The organism is Streptomyces sp. NPDC031365 (genome assembly GCF_055569765.1).
In genome coordinates this window covers 80759-96375 of sequence record NZ_JBVIIM010000030.1, presented here as the reverse complement: position 1 = coordinate 96375, position 15617 = coordinate 80759, and the positions used below count along the sequence as shown (strand labels likewise).

Here is a 15617-nt window from a genome sequence, read left to right as displayed (position 1 = left end):
CCCGTCGCGCACCCCCCCCCCCCCCCCCCCCCCCCCCCCCCCCCCCCCCCCCCCCCCCCCCCCCCCCTCCCCCGCGTTCGACCATCCGTGGGGCGGGCGACCGCCCGCCGTCCCGCACCCGCACCCGAACCCCTCACCCGTGGCCGCAGTCCCGGCGGAGCGGGTCCTCACACCCCCGTCGGCACCCGCGGCCGGCTCTCCTCCTCCGCCTCCTCCCGCAGCCCGAAGCGGTCGTGGGCCCGCCGCAGCGGTGCCGGGGCCCACCAGGCGTGGCGGCCGAGCACGGCCATGGTGGCCGGGACCAGGAGCATCCGCACGACCGTCGCGTCGATGAGGACGGCGAGCGTGAGTCCGAGGCCGATCTGCAGAATGGGCGAGAACCCGCCCGTCATGAAGGCGCCGAAGACCACCGCCAGCAGCAGCGCCGCGCAGGTGACCACCCGGCCGGAGCGGCGCAGCCCGGTCACCACCGCCTCCCGGTGGTCGCCGGTGCGCTGCCGTGCCTCACGCATCCGGGCCAGGATGAACAGCTCGTAGTCCATGGCGAGTCCGAACGCGATCGCGACGATCAACGGCGGCGCGGTCAGGCTCAGCGCGCCCAGGCCCTCGGCGCCCAGCAGCCCGGCCAGATGACCGTCCTGGAAGACCCACACCACCACACCCAGCGCGGCGGCCAGACTGAGCAGCGTCGTCGCGATGGTGCGCAGCGGCAGCAGCACGGAACCGGTGAACGCGAACAGCAGGACGAAGATGCCGGCCAGGACGGTCAGCACCGCCCACGGCCCCCGTTCCGCGAGCATCCCGCGGAAGTCGACCAGCTGGGCCGCCGTACCGGTGACCTCGACCGGTTCGCCGCCGCGCATCTCCCGTACCCGCTCGACCAGTTCCGTCGCCTCCTCGCCATCGGTCCCTCCGGGCGGCAGGATCTCGATCACGGTGGCGCCGTCCGGCAGTTCGCGCGTCTCGGCACTCGCGGACAGCGCCCGGATCCGGTCGGTGGTCGCCGTGTCCGCGCCCGGACCGACGACGACGGTGATGGGCGAGACCCCGGTGCCCGGCGGGAAGTGCCCGGCGACGGTGTCGTGCAGCTGCCGGGCCTCGGTGTCCTCGGGCAGTTGCCGCGCGTCTCCCACGGCGATGCTCATCCCGGACACGGGCACCGCCAGGACCAGCAGCGCCGGGACGACCACGGCCAGTACGGCGACCCGCCGCCGGGCCGCGAAACGGGCGACGCGGGCGAAGAACCGGCCCTCCTCGCCGCCCTTCGGTGTCTTCGCCGGCGGGATCCGCCCGCCGAACCGCGCCAGCAGCGCGGGCAGCAGGGTGAGCGCGGCCAGCATGTCGATGACGACCACGGCGGCGACCGCGAGCCCCATACTGCGCAGGAACACGCTCGGGAACACCAGCAGTCCGGTCAGGCTGACGGCCACCGTGAGCCCGGAGAACAGCACGGTTCGCCCGGCCGCCGTGACCGTACGGTGCACCGCCTCGACGACGTCCTCCGTGTGCCGGCGCTCCTCGCGGAACCGCACCAGCATCAACAGGGCATAGTCCACCGCGAGTCCGAGCCCGAGCATCGTCGTCACCTGGATCGCGTACACGGAGATGTCGGTGACCTCGCTGAACGCGAAGAGCGCCAGGAAGGCCCCCGCGATCCCGCTGACCGCGACGATCAGCGGCAGCAGCGCCGAGCGCAGCCCGCCGAACACCACCAGGAGCAGTACCAGAACCACCGGCAGGGAGATCAACTCCGCGTTCTTCACGTCCTCCTGGGCCCGCTCGCCGATCTGCAGTCCCAGCAGCGGGCCCCCGCTCACATGGACGTCGGGCGCGTCGATCTCCCGGATGCGGTCGGCCGCCTCGCCGAGCGTGCGCTCCTCGGCGTCGTCGTCCAGCCCGCCCTCGAGCGTGACGGGAATGATCAGCGCCTGTCCGTCCTCGGCGGTCAGACCGGGCGTGGTGTACGGATCGGGTACGGCGGCGACACCGGCGACCTTCCGGACGTCGGCCACGGCCCGCTCGACCTCGGCGCGCAGCTCCGGGCCGGAGACGGCGGCACCGGCCACCACGCCGGTGACCGACTCGCCCGCCGGATCCACCCGGTCCAGGTACTGGGCGGCCGACTCCGATTCGGTTCCGGGCACTTCGGGCACGTTGTCGGAGAGCCGCGCGAAGACGCCCGTCCCCAGTCCGAAGCCCAGCAGCAGAAAGAGCCCCCACAGGAGCATCACGGTCAAAGGACGGCGGGTGGCCGCCCGGACGAGTGCGGAGAGCACGGTCCCTCCCGGCGAGTCATGGTTCGTCAACGACCCTCAGACTCCTGCCGGGAGGCGGGTCGGCGGATCGCCGGAGAGAGCGGTATGGGGCCCTCGCCCGTACGGGGGAGACGCCCCCCGCACTCCCTCCTCAGGGGGAGGCGGGAGTGACCAGCCCCGTCTCGTACGCGCAGATCACCGCCTGCACCCGGTCCCTGAGAGCGAGCTTGCTCAGCACATTGCTCACATGGGTCTTGACGGTGTGCTCACTGACGAACAGGGTCGTGGCGATCTCCGCGTTGGACAGCCCCCGGGCCAACAGCCGCAGCGTCTCCACCTCGCGCGCGGTGAGCGCGTCCAGGCGCTGCGGGGTCACGGGTTCGACGGCGGCCCCCTCCCTGCGGCGCCGCACGATGTCCGCGACCAGCCGCCGGGTCACGGCCGGGGCGAGCAGCGAGTCACCGGCCGCCACCACCCGCACCGCGTGCACGAGGTCGTCCCGGCGGACGTCCTTGAGCAGAAAGCCGCTGGCACCCGCGTACAGTGCCTCGTACACGTACTCGTCCAGGTCGAACGTGGTCAGCATGACCACCTTGCAGCCCGACTGCGCGCACACCTGGCGGGCCGCCTCCAGACCGTCCATCACCGGCATGCGGATGTCGAGCAGCAGCACGTCCGGGGCATGCCGACGCACCGCCGCGACGGCCTGCTCGCCGTCACCGGCCTCGGCGACCACCTCGATGTCGTCCTGGGCGTCGAGGATCATGCCGAAGCCGGCCCGGACCAGCTCCTGGTCGTCGGCGACCACCACCCGGATGCTCACCCGAGGGCCCCCTGGCGGTCGGTGGCCGCGGGCAGCCGTACGAGGACCCGGAAGCCGCCGTCCGGACCGCTGCCGGTCTCGGCGCCGCCCCCGCACGCCGCCGCCCGCTCATGGATGCCGATCAGCCCGTGTCCGCCCCGCGGTGCCGACGGACCCCGCCCGTCGTCCGTCACCGTGAGGGTCAGCTGGTCCTCCGCCCAGTCCAGCTCGACCACGGCGCGGGACGCACGGGCGTGCTTCACGGTGTTGGTGAGGGCCTCCTGGACCACCCGGTAGACCGCGACCTCGGTGTCCGTGGACAGGGGGCAGGGCTCACCCGTGGTGCGCAGCTCGACGCACAGCCCCGTGGACTCCCGAACCTGGCGGACCAGGCCGGGCAGGGCCGTCACGCTCGGCTGCGGTAGCAGCGGCACGGCGGCGTCGTCCGGTCGTCCCTCCTTCAACACACCCAAGATCTTACGCAGTTGCGACATCGCCTCCCGTCCGGTCACCGCGATGGTGTCGAACGTGGCCTCCGCGCGCTCCGGATCCCTCCGCACCACGACCGGACCGGCCTCCGCCTGCACCACCATCAGGCTCACGGCATGCGCCAGGATGTCGTGCATGTCCCGGGCGATCCGGGAGCGTTCCTCCGCCCTGGCCCGCGCGGTGTCCGCGGCCCGTTCGCGCTCCAGCCGACGGGCCCGGTCCTCCAGCTCGGTGGTGTAGGCGCGCTGCACGCGGGTGAGCATCCCGAGGGCGTAGGCGCAGATGATCCCCATCAGATGGAAGGCGTACTCGAAGGGCTCCTTGTTCGACTGGTGCTGCATGGTCGCGACGACCCCGATCACCCAGCACACGAGCATCATCCGGCGCTGCCAGGGCTTGCCCACGGTGGCCAGGGTGTACAGGACGACCATCCCGCCGTACATCACGTCCGGCGGGGGTGCGTGGAGGAGCGCCTGCGCCGGGGTGGCCACCGACACGGCGTACGCGGCCGCGCAGGGCGCCCGCCGCCGCCAGATCAGCGGCAGCGCCGTGGCGGCGCCGAGCAGCCAGCCCTGCCAGGTCAGCGGATCGTCGCCCTCGTCGGGGAAGATCCACTGCAGGGAGACGGCGAACAGCACGAGCGCGGCGAGGGCCGTGTCGAGGGCGTACGGATTCGCCGTACGCCAGCGGGTGACGACCGGCGTGAGAGCGGACCGGAGGGACATGAGCGGCTCCTCGGGGCGGGGGCCGTCCCAGTATCACGAGGGGCCGGCCGCCCCGTCCTCACCGGTGAGAGGGATTTCTCGGACGGTCATGGACAGTCGGACGGTCATGGACAGTCTCGGACGGTCATGGACGGCAGTCTCGCGCGGGCCGGGCCGGGCCGGGCCGGCGAGGGGCGCTCCGGCGCGGACGCGTGGCCCGCCGTGACGCCCGCGCCGCGAGTAGGGTCGTCCCCGTTCGTCGTGGTGGGAAGGGTGCGGATGTGAGGCTGACGATTCTCGGCGGCGGAGGGTTCCGCGTGCCGCTGGTGTACGGGGCGCTGCTCGGGGACCACGCCGAGGGGCGGGTGAGCCGGGTCGTGCTGCACGACGTGGACACCGGCCGGCTGCGCGCGATCGCCCGGGTCCTGGCCGAGCAGGCGGCCGGTGCGGCCGACGCCCCCGAGGTGACCTGGACCACCGACCTCGACGAGGCGCTGCGCGGCGCCGACTTCGTCTTCTCCGCGATCCGTGTCGGCGGCCTGGAGGGCAGGGCGGACGACGAGCGGGTCGCCCTCGCCGAGGGTGTGCTCGGCCAGGAGACGGTCGGCGCGGGCGGCATCGCCTACGGGCTGCGCACCGTGCCCGTCGCCGTGGACATCGCCCGCAGGGTGGCGCGCCTCGCCCCCGACGCCTGGGTCATCAACTTCACCAACCCGGCCGGTCTGGTCACCGAGGCCATGGCCCGTCACCTCGGGGACCGCGTCATCGGCATCTGCGACTCACCGGTCGGCCTCGGCCGCCGGATCGCCCGGCTGCTCGGCGCGCGGCCGCCGGAGGCGTGGATCGACTACGTCGGTCTCAACCACCTCGGCTGGGTGCGTGGTCTGCGGATCGCCGGCCGCGACGAACTCCCGCGCCTGCTCGCCGACCCCGCACTGCTCGAATCCTTCGAGGAAGGCCGGCTCTTCGGCGCCGACTGGCTGCGGTCCCTGGGCGCGATCCCCAACGAATATCTGCACTACTACTACTTCAACCGTGAGGCCGTGGACGCCTACCGCCGGGCCGAGCGGACCCGGGGCGCGTTCCTGCACCGGCAGCAGGCCCGCTTCTACGCCGGGACACGCGACCCCGACGTCTCGGCCCTCGCTCTGTGGGACGGCACCCGCGCCGAGCGCGAGGCCACCTACATGGCCGAGAACCGGGAAGCCGCGGGCGCGGGTGAACGAGCGGCCGACGACCTGTCCGGCGGCTACGAGCAGGTGGCCCTCGCCCTGATGCGGGCCATCGCCCGCGACGAACGCACCACCCTGATCCTCAACGTCCGCAATCGCGGCACCCTGTCACCACTGGACGCGGAGGCGGTGATCGAGGTGCCCTGCCTGGTGGACGCCAATGGCGCGCACCCCGTCGCCGTGGACCCGCTGCCCGGTCACGCCACGGGCCTGGTCTGCGCGATCAAGGCAGTGGAGCGTGAGGTGCTGGCCGCCGCCCGCTCGGGTTCGCGCGCGACGGCGGTCAAGGCCTTCGCCCTGCACCCGCTCGTCGACTCCGTGAACGTGGCCCGCCGTCTCGTCGACGGCTACACCGCCGTTCACCCCGGCCTCGCCTACCTCGCATAGCCCCGGCGCGTGGCATCGGGTCGGCCGGTCGCCCCCCGTGACAGCGGCCGACCGACCCGAGCCCCCCGTTCCCCCGTGCTTCCCCCGGCGGCTTCCCCCAGCCGCCCACGTCATCAAGAGCGCGGCATCCGGCCCCTGATACACCCCTGGCGAAAATTTCCCGGAAAAAGTTCTACGAGCGTGCCCCGGTGGCCGTTCTCGGCGCCACGGGGGCCACCGGCGCCACCGGCGCCGCCGAAGCCGGTACGGCGCCCAGTCCGGCCACGGCCAGGTCGGTGCGCTGCTGCGGCAGCGACACGGGCAGCAGCGGGCGCGGACCGGACACCACCGAGTAGTCCTGGCCCAGGAACGGCGGCACCATCTCACCCGGGTCGTCACCCAGCGCCAGCCGCACGGCGGCCCACGGAGCGTTCACCCCGCACAGGGACAGCTGATGCAGTCCGCCCGCCGGCCGGGTGTTGACGTCCATGAGCACGGGCCGGTCACCGAGCATCCGGAACTGGATGTTCGACAGGTAATGCAGACCGAAACCCTCCGCGATCCGCCGGGCCGGCTCCAGCCACCGCTCGTGCAGTGTGAAGCCCCGGCGCCGGCCGTTCTTGGTGCGTCCCACGGCCAGCCGGATCCGGTTGTCGGTCCCGGTCAGACAGTCCACCGACACCTCGGGCTGCTCCAGACGCGGCATCACCAGCCAGTCCACCGGCTCCTCCGCCCCCCGAACCGCGTCCAGCACCAGGCGGAGCGGCACCTGCGGGCTCGGGTATCCGCTCAGCTGCGCGAGCGAGATGGAATCGCGCGTGACCACGCGGAAGCCGACACCGCCCGCACCGGACGCGGGCTTGAAGCACGCCCGGTGCCCGTTGCCCTCCAGTTCCTCCACTGCCGCGAGGAGTTCGTCGGCGCTGCGCACCCGCCACCACGGCGGCACCGGCACGCCGACCGCCTGGACCGCCTCATAGGCGATCACCTTGTCGTGGAACACGGCCACTGCCTCGGGCGGCGGTGCCAGCAGCGCCGTACCGACGGCCTCGAACTCGGCGCGGTGTGCCACGATCGCCGACTGGTGCAGCCGGGGGACGAACACGTCGATGCCGCGCCGCCGGCACTGGGTGAGCGCGTACTCGACGTACGCCGCCGGGGACAGGCCCTCGGGCTCCGGTTCGGCGGTGTCGGCGGCGGCCAGCACGGGAGAGTCGGGGTCCCCGTGGGTGGCATGGATCTCGACGGCCCGGTCGCTGGGATTTCGCCTCAGCTGATCCATGAAGAACACGTTCTCCGCGTACGTGCGGTTGAGCCAGACGCGTACGCGAGAGACCATGCAGGCCGCCTTTCGGGGTTCGCGGGCAGGGCTCAGCGGCCCGTTGCCCGGGCAGACGTATGGAAGGTCACCAAACCGCCCTGTGCGAAGGGCGTTTCGCGGCGGTGGTGTTGGGGCAGACTATACGGCTTCGGTGGCCGTTCCCGATACCATGCAGGTCAGCAGGGTGTCGCTTGTCCCGACGGCACTGATGTGATCTCGTGGGGACGTTCGGTGACGGCGGAAGGGACAACGGGCGATGTCGGGGACACACGGTGGCGGACAGCTGTGGGCCATCAGCGACCTGCACATCGGCTATGCCGAGAACCGGGCCCTGGTCGAAGGGATGCGGCCCGAGTCGGACGAGGACTGGCTGCTGGTGGCCGGTGACGTCGCGGAGACCGTGGAGGACATCGGCTGGGTTCTCAAGACCCTCGCCGGCCGCTTCGCCAAGGTCGTCTGGGTGCCCGGCAACCACGAGCTGTGGACGCACCCGAGCGACGCGGTCACGCTGCGCGGCGTCGCCCGCTACGACCACCTGGTCGAGCAGTGCCGAGACCTGGGAGTGATCACCCCCGAGGACCCCTACCCCGTCTGGGAGGGACCCGGCGGCCCGGTGGCCGTCGCCCCGCTCTTCCTCCTGTACGACTACACGTTCCTGCCGCCCGGGTGCGCCACCAAGGACGAAGGGCTGGAGTACGCGCACGGCACCGGCATCGTCTGCACCGACGAGTATCTGCTGCACCCCGACCCGTACCCGACCCGCGAGGACTGGTGCCGGGCCCGGGTCGCCGAGACCGAGCGCCGGCTGGCCGAGGTGCCGGAGGGCCTGCCGCTCGTCCTCGTCAACCACTACCCGCTGCACCGCCATCCGACGGACGTGCTCTGGCACCCGGAGTTCGCCATGTGGTGCGGCACCGTGCTGACGGGCGACTGGCACCGCCGGTTCCCCGTCCGCACCATGGTCTACGGCCATCTGCACATCCCCCGGACCACCTGGCAGGACGGTGTCCGCTTCGAGGAGGTGTCGGTGGGCTACCCGCGCGAGTGGCGCAAGCGGGACCAGCCACCCGGACGGCTGCGCCGGATCGTGCCCGCGGAACCCACGGAGGAAGGCGGACGATGATCGAGGAACTGCTGCCGCCGACGGTGGTCGCCGTGGAGGCCTACGGCGACGAGGGCGTCGACGCTCCGCTGTACCCCGAGGAGGAGGCGCTGATCCGGCGGGCCGTCCTCAAGCGCCGCCGGGAGTTCACGGCCGTACGCTCATGCGCCCGCCGCGCGATGGAGAAGCTCGGTGTGCCGCCGCGGCCGGTGCTGCCCGGTGAGCGTGGCGCTCCCGTCTGGCCGGAAGGGCTGGCCGGCAGCATGACCCACTGCCAGGGCTACTGCGCAGCCGCCCTGGTCCGCGCCGGCGACCTGGCGTCCGTCGGTATCGACGCCGAGCTCCACGCGCCGCTGCCGGAGGGCGTCCTGCCCTCCGTCGCCCAGCCCGGGGAGGTGGCGCGGATCGGCAGGCTGACCGGGGAACAGCCCGCCGTGCACTGGGACCGGCTGCTGTTCAGCGCCAAGGAGTCCGTCTACAAGGCGTGGTTCCCGCTCACCGGGAAGTGGCTGGACTTCCTGGAGGCGGACATCGACCTCCACTCCGACGACGGGGAACAGACCCGGGGCGGCTTCCGTGCCGCCCTCCTCGTACCGGGCCCGCTCGTGGGCGGGCGGCGCATCGACCACTTCACCGGCCGCTGGACCACCCGGGGCGGCCTGATCGTGACGGCGATCGCGGTCCCGCACACCTGACGGCCGTCCCGCCCGCCCACCGCCTGACCCACGGGTCGCTTCCCGGCCCACGCCGGGGCGCGTTCCACCGGCCCCGGGCGACGAACGCGACTTGCCGCACGGCAGGTCGGTGGGTGATGTGAGGGCCGCCCCCGGCGCGCACGGGTGACGGAGTGTTTCGACGGTCTCGGGGTTGGGTGACGGCGTGTGGCAACGTCTGCGATGCCGTGTCCGGCCGGTCTGGCGGCAGGGCACCCCAGGATCCGCCGTCCCGTGGCGGCGCCGGCCGCTGTCGCGGGACGGCGGCCCGCCTACGGCTCGGGGTGCCAGTCGCGCACCATGCGGAAGAACTCCTCCTCGTTGCCGGTCAGTCCGGCCCGGGCCAGGGCGGCTTCCGCCTCGGCGAGTACGGAGGGCGGGACGAGCGGGGGCCTGGTCGTGTCCGTCGGCCCCGGGCGGGTGTCGAAGGCGGCGCGCACGGTGTGCAGCAGCCGCAGGTAGGCCTGGACGGCGGTGCGCTCGCGGTCGGTCGGTACGGCGGTGGGCATCGCTCTGCTCTCCCCGTGTCGTGGTCATCGGTCCCGCGCCCCCGCACAGTCAGGGGGCGCACCCCCAGCTTGCCGCCCACCACTGACAATCGGGCCGCCCCGCGGGCCGGTTCGCCCGGCCGGCGGGGCTCGCGCGCCGGGGCGCGCCCGCTCAGCTCTGCGGACCCAGGTACCCGAGCGACGCCCCGATCCGGCCCGCCAGGTGATCCCGCTGCACCGGCCCGCGCAGCGCGGAACCGGCGAGCCGCGTCCGGCACTTGCTGGCCAGCAGCAGACCGAACGCCTCGGCCTCCTTCTCCTCGGCGAGGTCGAAGTGGGTGCGCGCGGCGACCCTCAGGACGGTCGCCCGCAGGGCCTCCTCGTCGGGTGCCGCGCCCAGTAACCGGGTCGCGACCTCGGCCCCTGCGACATGGCGACCGCAGTGACCGGCCTTCATGTGCCACAGTTCGTGGCCCAGGATCACCAACTGGTGATCGGGGGCGGTGCGTTCCTCGATCACCACGAGATCCTGCTCCGCCATGTCGAGCCACAGTCCGCTCGCGGTCCCCGGCGGGAAGACGGCCGTACGGAACAGTACGGGTCGGCCGCGGCGCCGGCTCATCGCGTCGCACAGGGCGGCGTACAGATCGGCGGGCCGCGCCGGGACGGGAAGCGTCAGCTCCGCGACCAACTCGCCGCACAGGCGGCGCATTTCCCTACCGATACCCACAGTTCTCCCCGGGTCACGACTTGGGCCGCTGGACGCTCTCCAGGAGCATGTCCAGCCACTCCGCGACCTTGTCGCGGTGCTGGTCGGTGGGCAGCTGTGCGGCCCGCCACGCGATCCCGCGCACACCGTGGTCCTGGAGCAGCCGCTCCAGCGGGTCGTCGGCCGCCGCCGCCTCGCGCTCCCGGTCCGCGAGCCTCTGCAGAAGCTCCTGCTCGGTGTGCTGGAGGGCGCTCGTCAGGGCCTCCGGGTCCTCGGCGGTGAGGAAGCCGGCGTGCACGCGGAAGAAGCGCTGGATGGCGTCGCAGTGCTCCATGGTGGGCCGCCGGTCGCCGTTGATCAGCGCGCCGGCCTGCTGCCGGGACATGCCCGCACCGTCGGCGATCTCCTGCTGTGTGTACTTGCGGCCGTTCGGCTTCAGCCGGGTGCGGCGCAGCAGATCCAGCCGCTGCAGGAACCGGGCCTGTACATCGGGCTCGCCCGCAGGCCGCCCGCTCAGCAGCGCCTTGACCACGGGCTCCGGTACACCGGAGGCGACGGACAGCCGGCCGACGCCGAAGACCTCGGCGTGCGCCACACCGAGCCGGTCGGCGAGTGCGGTGACGCGGGCGACGACAGCCGGCAGCGCGGTCGTCGGCGCGGTGCCCGGACCCTCGAAGCCACCCGTCACCGAAAGATCTCCTACGTCTCTCACAGGCTTCTCACAAGCGATTGCCGTGAACTTCACGGAGACTAGCCGGTGGTTCGAACCCGCATCCAGGTCTCGCCACAACTGTGGCCAATTTCGGCCGTCAACCGTCGTGGAATGCCACGATAGTTGACATGCCGCATCTCCGGGCACCAGGATCGGGGCCTGCGTCAGGGCCGCACAGGCAAGAGGGGTGACCTCCCGATGGCATTTCAGGCAGGAGGGCGGCGGCCGGCACCGCGGTGCGGCCCCGGGACTCTCGAGGCCCAGGCGTACCTGCGCGACTACGCCGCTCTGCTGGAGGCGGCCCCCTTCCCCTCCCTGGTGGTGGACTCCCGCTGGGACGTGCTGCTCACCAACAGTGCTTTCCGGACACTTTTCGAGCACGTGGAGCCGCACCCCACGGCCCTGCCCGTCGACAACTTCCTGCGGTTCGTCCTCTTCCACCCGGACGCCGCCACCGTGCTCGGCGACCACGAGTCGAGCTGGTGCCTGCCGATGCTGGCCCACTTCGCCAAGACCGTGGAGCGCCACGGCCACGACCACGGGCTGCAGGCCATCCGCCGCGACATCGCCCAGGACCCCATCATGGAGGCTGCCTACCGGCACGGGCTGCCGCACTGGCTCCGCTCCGTCGGAGAGCGGGCCGCCGAACACGACGGCGCCGTACGGCCGCTGCTGCACCCCGACCCGCGCTGGGGTGCCACGGACTGCCGCATCGTCGTCGAGACGACCGGAACCCTCCAGGACATGGACTGCGCCCGGCTGACCCTCGTCCTGCGCGAGACCCGCCGCGCACCGGCCCGGGGCCACAGGGCCCGCCGTGCCGTTTCCCACCTCCGAGTGGTCCACGCCGCCGACTGAACGACCCTGTGCCGACACCTGTGCGCGCATGGCCCGGCTCCACACCCGCGGTGCCCCCTGTGCACGCCGAGCGACACCACAGCCTCCAACGGCGCGGTAGGCGGAAATCGCCGTCCCTCAGAGCGGCGAGGACGTCAATCCATGGGCCTGATCTACAACCGGGAGCTCTTCGAGAAGGCCGGCCTCGACCCGGACCGGCCGCCCACCACCTGGGCCGGGGTCCGCGACGCCGCCACGAAGGTCGCCGCGCTCGGCGACGGCACCGTCGGCTACGCCGACTACAGCGCCCAGAACCAGGGCGGCTGGCACTTCACCGCCGAGCTGTACTCCCAGGGCGGCGGCTCGTCATCAACGACGTCCAGCAGATGATGGGCGCGGGCAAGCTCGGCATGTACCTCGCCGCCCCCGACAACATCCCGATCCTGGTCAAGGAGAAGGGCGCCGAGTACGAGAACATCGCCAAACGGTGTCTTCTCCGCTGTCCTCGCCACGGAGGACGCGGACATCGACCGGCTCCTGAGGGACGCCTCCGGCAAGATCGACGGCATCCTGTCCCGGAGCCGACCGGTGACGAAGACGGCACAACGGCCGGCCGCGGCCGTACGGGGCCGGCCGGCGAAGGCACGGTCCCCGGCAAGGGACCGGAGACGGCGCCGCCTCACCGAACGGAAGGGCCGTGAGGCCGATGAGCGGACGACGCATGTGGATGACTCCCGTGGTGGGACCGGACCGGATGCTCCGAACAGGCCGTGCGCGAAGAGAGCGACCGCGCTCGGGCACGGCCCTTCCGCCGGACGGAACGTCCGTGGGTTACCCGTGCGTTCCGCACGGCGAGGTGATGACACCGGTGACTGTGCGCGACGGTACGCCGCGTGACAACGTCATCCCCGTCAGCGACCGACGGGGAGGGAGACGGCGTGAACCAGGGCTATGCCGTGTACTGCGACGCGGACCCGTACTTCTACGACGCTCCGCACCGTGCCGTCTCCTCGGCCGGCACCGGGCGCTCCCGGTACGCCGCGGCCTCGTGGCCCGTCCCCGCGGGATGGCAGCGAAATGAGAGCGGGGACTGGCTCGCCCTGCGTCCGGTCGACGCCGAACTGCCCGACCAGGGGTGGAAGATCCACGTCTCCGCGGGTCTCGACAACGCCGAGTCCGTACTCGAGCGGGTGTGGCGGCACTGCGTCGCCGGCGGCACGGCCTTCAAGTTCGTCCCCAGCCGATATCTGCTGCACCAGCGCAACGCCAAGTACGCGGACCGGTCCGGCAGCGGCAAGTTCATCACCGTGTACCCGGCGGACGAGGCGCGGTTCGAACGGCTCGCCGGCGAGCTGGCGGAGCTGCTGGCCGGCGAACCCGGACCGCACATCCTGAGCGACCTGCGGCTCGGTGACGGCCCCGTGCACGTCCGGTACGGCGGCTTCACCCGCCGCAACTGCTACGACGCACACGGGGAGCTGCGGCCGGCCGTGACCGGTCCGGACGGGGTACTGGTGCCCGACCTGCGCGGCCCCGTGTTCCGCGTACCGGACTGGGTGGAACCGCCCCCCTTCCTGCGTCCGCACCTGGAGGCCCGGGACGCGCTGACCGTGGCCGGTCTGCCCTATGCCATCGAGTCGGCGCTGCACTTCTCCAACGGCGGCGGTGTCTATCTCGCCCGCGACTCCCGCACCGGGGAGCGGGTCGTCCTCAAGGAGGCCCGCCCGCACGCCGGCCTCGCGGCCGACGGTGCGGACGCCGTGACCCGGCTGCACCGCGAGCGCCGGGCACTGGAGCTTCTGTCCGGCCTCGACTGCACACCCGAGGTGCTCGATCACCTGACGGTCGGCGAGCATCACTTCCTGGTGCTGGAGTACATCGACGGCAAGCCGCTCAACACGTTCTTCGCCCGCCGCCACCCGCTCATCGAGGCCGACCCCGGTGAACAGCGCCTGGCCGAGTACACGGCCTGGGCCCTCGACGTCCACGCGCGGGTGGAACGTGCCGTGGAGGACGTCCACGCCCGGGGTGTGGTCTTCAACGACCTGCACCTGTTCAACATCATGATCCGCGAGGACGACAGCGTCGCCCTGCTGGACTTCGAGGCGGCGCACCGGGTCGGCGAACCCGGCCGGCAGACCGTCGCCAACCCGGGGTTCGTGGCACCGCCCGACCGCAGGGGCGTCGCGGTGGACCGGTACGCGCTGGCCTGTCTGCGGCTCGCGCTGTTCCTCCCGCTCACCAGCCTGCTGGCGCTGGACCGGCGTAAAGCGGCCCACCTCGCCGATCTCGTGGCCGGTCGGTTCCCGGTCGACCGGGCCTTCCTGGACGCGGCGGTCGACGAGATCACACGCGGTACCACCGCCCCCGCGGGCGCTCCCGTGGCGCGACGGACGGCCGAGCCGATGGTGCCGGTCCGGCCTGACGACTGGCCCCGCAGCCGGGACTCGATGGCCGCGGCCATCCGCGCGTCGGCGACACCGTCCCGGACCGACCGCCTCTTCCCCGGCGACATCGCGCAGTTCGCCACGGCCGGCGGCGGACTGGCCTTCGGCCACGGCGCGGCGGGAGTGCTGTACGCGCTGGCCGAGAGCGGGGCGGGAAGGGACGAGAGCGCGGAGCAGTGGCTGCTGGAGCGGACCAAGGAACCGCCGTCGGGCATGCCGCCCGGTTTCCACGACGGTCTGGCCGGTGTCGCCTGGACGCTGGAGTACCTCGGCCACCGTGATCGCGCCCTCGACCTCACCGAGCTGCTCCTCGACCAGCCCTTCGACCACCTGGCCCCGGACCTGCACGGCGGCACCGCCGGAGTGGGCCTGGCCCTCTGCTCGCTGGCCGCGGCCACCGGGGAGACCGCCCTGCACGCGGCGGCGCGGCGCTGCGCCGAGCTGACCGCTCGGGGCGGGCCCGCCGGAGCCGGGAGCAGCGGCCGGGGACGCGCGGGACTGCTGCACGGCGCCGCGGGACGCGCCCTGCTCTTCCTGCGGCTGTACGAAGCCGACCGGGACCCCGCTCTGCTCGACCTCGCACGGGACGCGCTGCGTCAGGATCTCGCGCGCTGCGTCCGCGGCGCGGGCGGCGCGCTGCAGGTCGACGAGGGATGGCGCACCATGCCCTACCTGGGCGCGGGCAGCGTGGGCATCGGCATGGTGCTCGACGACTACCTGGCGCACCGGGAGGACGAGGAGTTCGCGCGGGCGAGAGGCGAGATCGTGGCCGCGGCGCAGGCCATGTTCTACGCCCAGCCGGGCCTGTACCGAGGTGTGTCCGGGATGGTGCTGTACCTCGGCCGCACGACGGCCGAGGTACCCGGCACCGGTCCGCGGGCCGTCCGGCGACAGCTCGACGCGCTGTCCTGGCACGCGATGTCCTACCGCGACCGGCTCGCCTTCCCGGGTGAGCAGATGATGCGCCTGTCCATGGACCTCTCCACGGGCACGGCGGGATGTCTGCTGGCCGTCGCCTCCGTCCACGGCACCCCCTCCGCCGGGCTGCCGTTCCTTCCGCCCTTGCGCACGCCCGGGCGGCCCCACGACTCGGCCCCTCCCGGGGTCGTGATGAAAGAAGACAGCCCGTTGCCGTACGAAGGGAAAATGTCATGAACCTGTTCGACCTGCAGTCGATGGAGACCCCCAAGGAAGAGGCCATGGGGGACGTCGAGACCGGTAGCCGCGCGAGCCTGCTGCTCTGCGGCGACAGCAGCCTGAGCATCACGACCTGCAACTGACGTACGGGCCGGCCGCCGCGGCGACGCGGTGAGCCTGTCGCCCGGTACCGGGGGGGGGGGGGGGGGGGGGGGGGGGGGGGGGGGGGGGGGGGGGGGGGGGGGGGGTAGGGGGGGGGGGGGGGGGGGGGGCGGGGGGGGGGGGGGGGGGAGGGCGGGAGGA

Annotated in this window: 13 protein-coding genes and 1 pseudogene; 7 read left to right on the top strand and 7 right to left on the bottom strand. The window is 72.9% G+C overall.

All coding sequences use genetic code 11. The annotated features are described in order from the left end of the window. Nucleotides 1-167: 167 nt before the first annotated feature. The 3 genes from ACZ5C2_RS32005 to ACZ5C2_RS31995 all read right to left on the bottom strand — a co-directional run bounded on the left by ACZ5C2_RS32005 (nucleotide 168) and on the right by ACZ5C2_RS31995 (nucleotide 4271). On the bottom strand, nucleotides 168-2276 hold the full coding sequence (locus tag ACZ5C2_RS32005; protein WP_468799208.1) for an MMPL family transporter: 2109 nt from the start codon (nucleotides 2274-2276) through the stop codon (nucleotides 168-170). Between the two features lie 130 nt (nucleotides 2277-2406). Next, nucleotides 2407-3078, bottom strand: coding sequence for a response regulator (locus ACZ5C2_RS32000; protein WP_468799200.1), 672 nt, complete (start codon nucleotides 3076-3078; stop codon nucleotides 2407-2409). Further along, the gene (locus ACZ5C2_RS31995; RefSeq protein WP_468799198.1) at nucleotides 3075-4271 is read right to left on the bottom strand and encodes a sensor histidine kinase; all 1197 of its coding nucleotides are present in this window, start codon (nucleotides 4269-4271) and stop codon (nucleotides 3075-3077) included. The genes ACZ5C2_RS32000 and ACZ5C2_RS31995 overlap by 4 nt, the downstream gene beginning before the upstream one ends. Before the next feature lie 260 nt (nucleotides 4272-4531). Between ACZ5C2_RS31995 and ACZ5C2_RS31990 the strand changes: the two genes are divergently transcribed. Next, nucleotides 4532-5869: a 6-phospho-beta-glucosidase gene (locus ACZ5C2_RS31990; RefSeq protein WP_468799196.1), complete on the top strand. Its 1338-nt coding sequence runs from the start codon at nucleotides 4532-4534 to the stop codon at nucleotides 5867-5869. 172 nt (nucleotides 5870-6041) lie between these two features. On the opposite strand, the gene ACZ5C2_RS31985 is transcribed toward ACZ5C2_RS31990, so the two are convergent. Further along, complete coding sequence (locus ACZ5C2_RS31985) at nucleotides 6042-7187, bottom strand: ATP-grasp domain-containing protein (protein WP_468799194.1); 1146 nt, start codon at nucleotides 7185-7187, stop codon at nucleotides 6042-6044. 238 nt (nucleotides 7188-7425) lie between these two features. On the opposite strand from ACZ5C2_RS31985, the gene ACZ5C2_RS31980 reads away from it, so the two are divergent. Then, nucleotides 7426-8292, top strand: coding sequence for a metallophosphoesterase family protein (locus tag ACZ5C2_RS31980; protein WP_468799192.1), 867 nt, complete (start codon nucleotides 7426-7428; stop codon nucleotides 8290-8292). Beyond that, nucleotides 8289-8966 (top strand): 4'-phosphopantetheinyl transferase family protein, encoded by a 678-nt coding sequence (locus ACZ5C2_RS31975; protein WP_468799190.1) that lies wholly within the window; start codon nucleotides 8289-8291, stop codon nucleotides 8964-8966. The genes ACZ5C2_RS31980 and ACZ5C2_RS31975 overlap by 4 nt, the downstream gene beginning before the upstream one ends. A 290-nt stretch (nucleotides 8967-9256) precedes the next feature. Here the strand turns inward: ACZ5C2_RS31975 and ACZ5C2_RS31970 are convergent, their stop codons facing one another. From ACZ5C2_RS31970 to ACZ5C2_RS31960, 3 genes are all read right to left on the bottom strand, one after another. After that, on the bottom strand, nucleotides 9257-9493 hold the full coding sequence (locus tag ACZ5C2_RS31970) for a hypothetical protein (protein ID WP_468799188.1): 237 nt from the start codon (nucleotides 9491-9493) through the stop codon (nucleotides 9257-9259). Nucleotides 9494-9644: 151 nt separating this feature from the next. After that, a complete protein-coding gene (locus ACZ5C2_RS31965) occupies nucleotides 9645-10184 on the bottom strand; it encodes a toxin-antitoxin system, toxin component (protein ID WP_468799206.1) in 540 nt (179 codons plus the stop codon). Between the two features lie 31 nt (nucleotides 10185-10215). Continuing rightward, nucleotides 10216-10869 (bottom strand): helix-turn-helix domain-containing protein, encoded by a 654-nt coding sequence (locus ACZ5C2_RS31960; RefSeq protein WP_468799186.1) that lies wholly within the window; start codon nucleotides 10867-10869, stop codon nucleotides 10216-10218. Between the two features lie 222 nt (nucleotides 10870-11091). Here ACZ5C2_RS31960 and ACZ5C2_RS31955 point away from each other — a divergent pair, with 222 nt between their 5' ends. The 4 genes and pseudogenes from ACZ5C2_RS31955 (at nucleotide 11092) to ramS (ending at nucleotide 15457) form a co-directional block, all read left to right on the top strand. Then, on the top strand, nucleotides 11092-11751 hold the full coding sequence (locus tag ACZ5C2_RS31955; protein ID WP_468799184.1) for an MmyB family transcriptional regulator: 660 nt from the start codon (nucleotides 11092-11094) through the stop codon (nucleotides 11749-11751). 138 nt (nucleotides 11752-11889) lie between these two features. Continuing rightward, a pseudogene (locus tag ACZ5C2_RS31950) lies at nucleotides 11890-12302 on the top strand (extracellular solute-binding protein); the annotation flags it as partial. A 366-nt stretch (nucleotides 12303-12668) separates the two neighbouring features. Then, nucleotides 12669-15332, top strand: coding sequence for a class III lanthionine synthetase LanKC (lanKC, locus tag ACZ5C2_RS31945; protein WP_468799182.1), 2664 nt, complete (start codon nucleotides 12669-12671; stop codon nucleotides 15330-15332). Then, entirely contained in the window at nucleotides 15329-15457 is a 129-nt protein-coding gene (gene ramS / locus ACZ5C2_RS31940; protein ID WP_003972313.1) for a mycelium formation morphogenetic lantipeptide SapB, read from the top strand. The genes lanKC and ramS overlap by 4 nt, the downstream gene beginning before the upstream one ends. The last annotated feature ends 160 nt before the right edge of the window (nucleotides 15458-15617 follow it).

Excerpts from the sequence above, each read along its gene's own strand:
- ACZ5C2_RS31995 (WP_468799198.1), bottom strand. The coding sequence starts at position 4,271 with ATGTCCCTCCGGTCCGCTCTCACGCCGGTCGTCACCCGCTGGCGTACG.
- ACZ5C2_RS31985 (WP_468799194.1), bottom strand. The coding sequence starts at position 7,187 with ATGGTCTCTCGCGTACGCGTCTGGCTCAACCGCACGTACGCGGAGAAC.
- ACZ5C2_RS31980 (WP_468799192.1), top strand. The coding sequence starts at position 7,426 with ATGTCGGGGACACACGGTGGCGGACAGCTGTGGGCCATCAGCGACCTG.
- ACZ5C2_RS31975 (WP_468799190.1), top strand. The coding sequence starts at position 8,289 with ATGATCGAGGAACTGCTGCCGCCGACGGTGGTCGCCGTGGAGGCCTAC.
- ACZ5C2_RS31970 (WP_468799188.1), bottom strand. The coding sequence starts at position 9,493 with ATGCCCACCGCCGTACCGACCGACCGCGAGCGCACCGCCGTCCAGGCC.
- ACZ5C2_RS31965 (WP_468799206.1), bottom strand. The coding sequence starts at position 10,184 with ATGCGCCGCCTGTGCGGCGAGTTGGTCGCGGAGCTGACGCTTCCCGTC.
- ACZ5C2_RS31955 (WP_468799184.1), top strand. The coding sequence starts at position 11,092 with ATGGCATTTCAGGCAGGAGGGCGGCGGCCGGCACCGCGGTGCGGCCCC.
- ramS (WP_003972313.1), top strand. The coding sequence starts at position 15,329 with ATGAACCTGTTCGACCTGCAGTCGATGGAGACCCCCAAGGAAGAGGCC.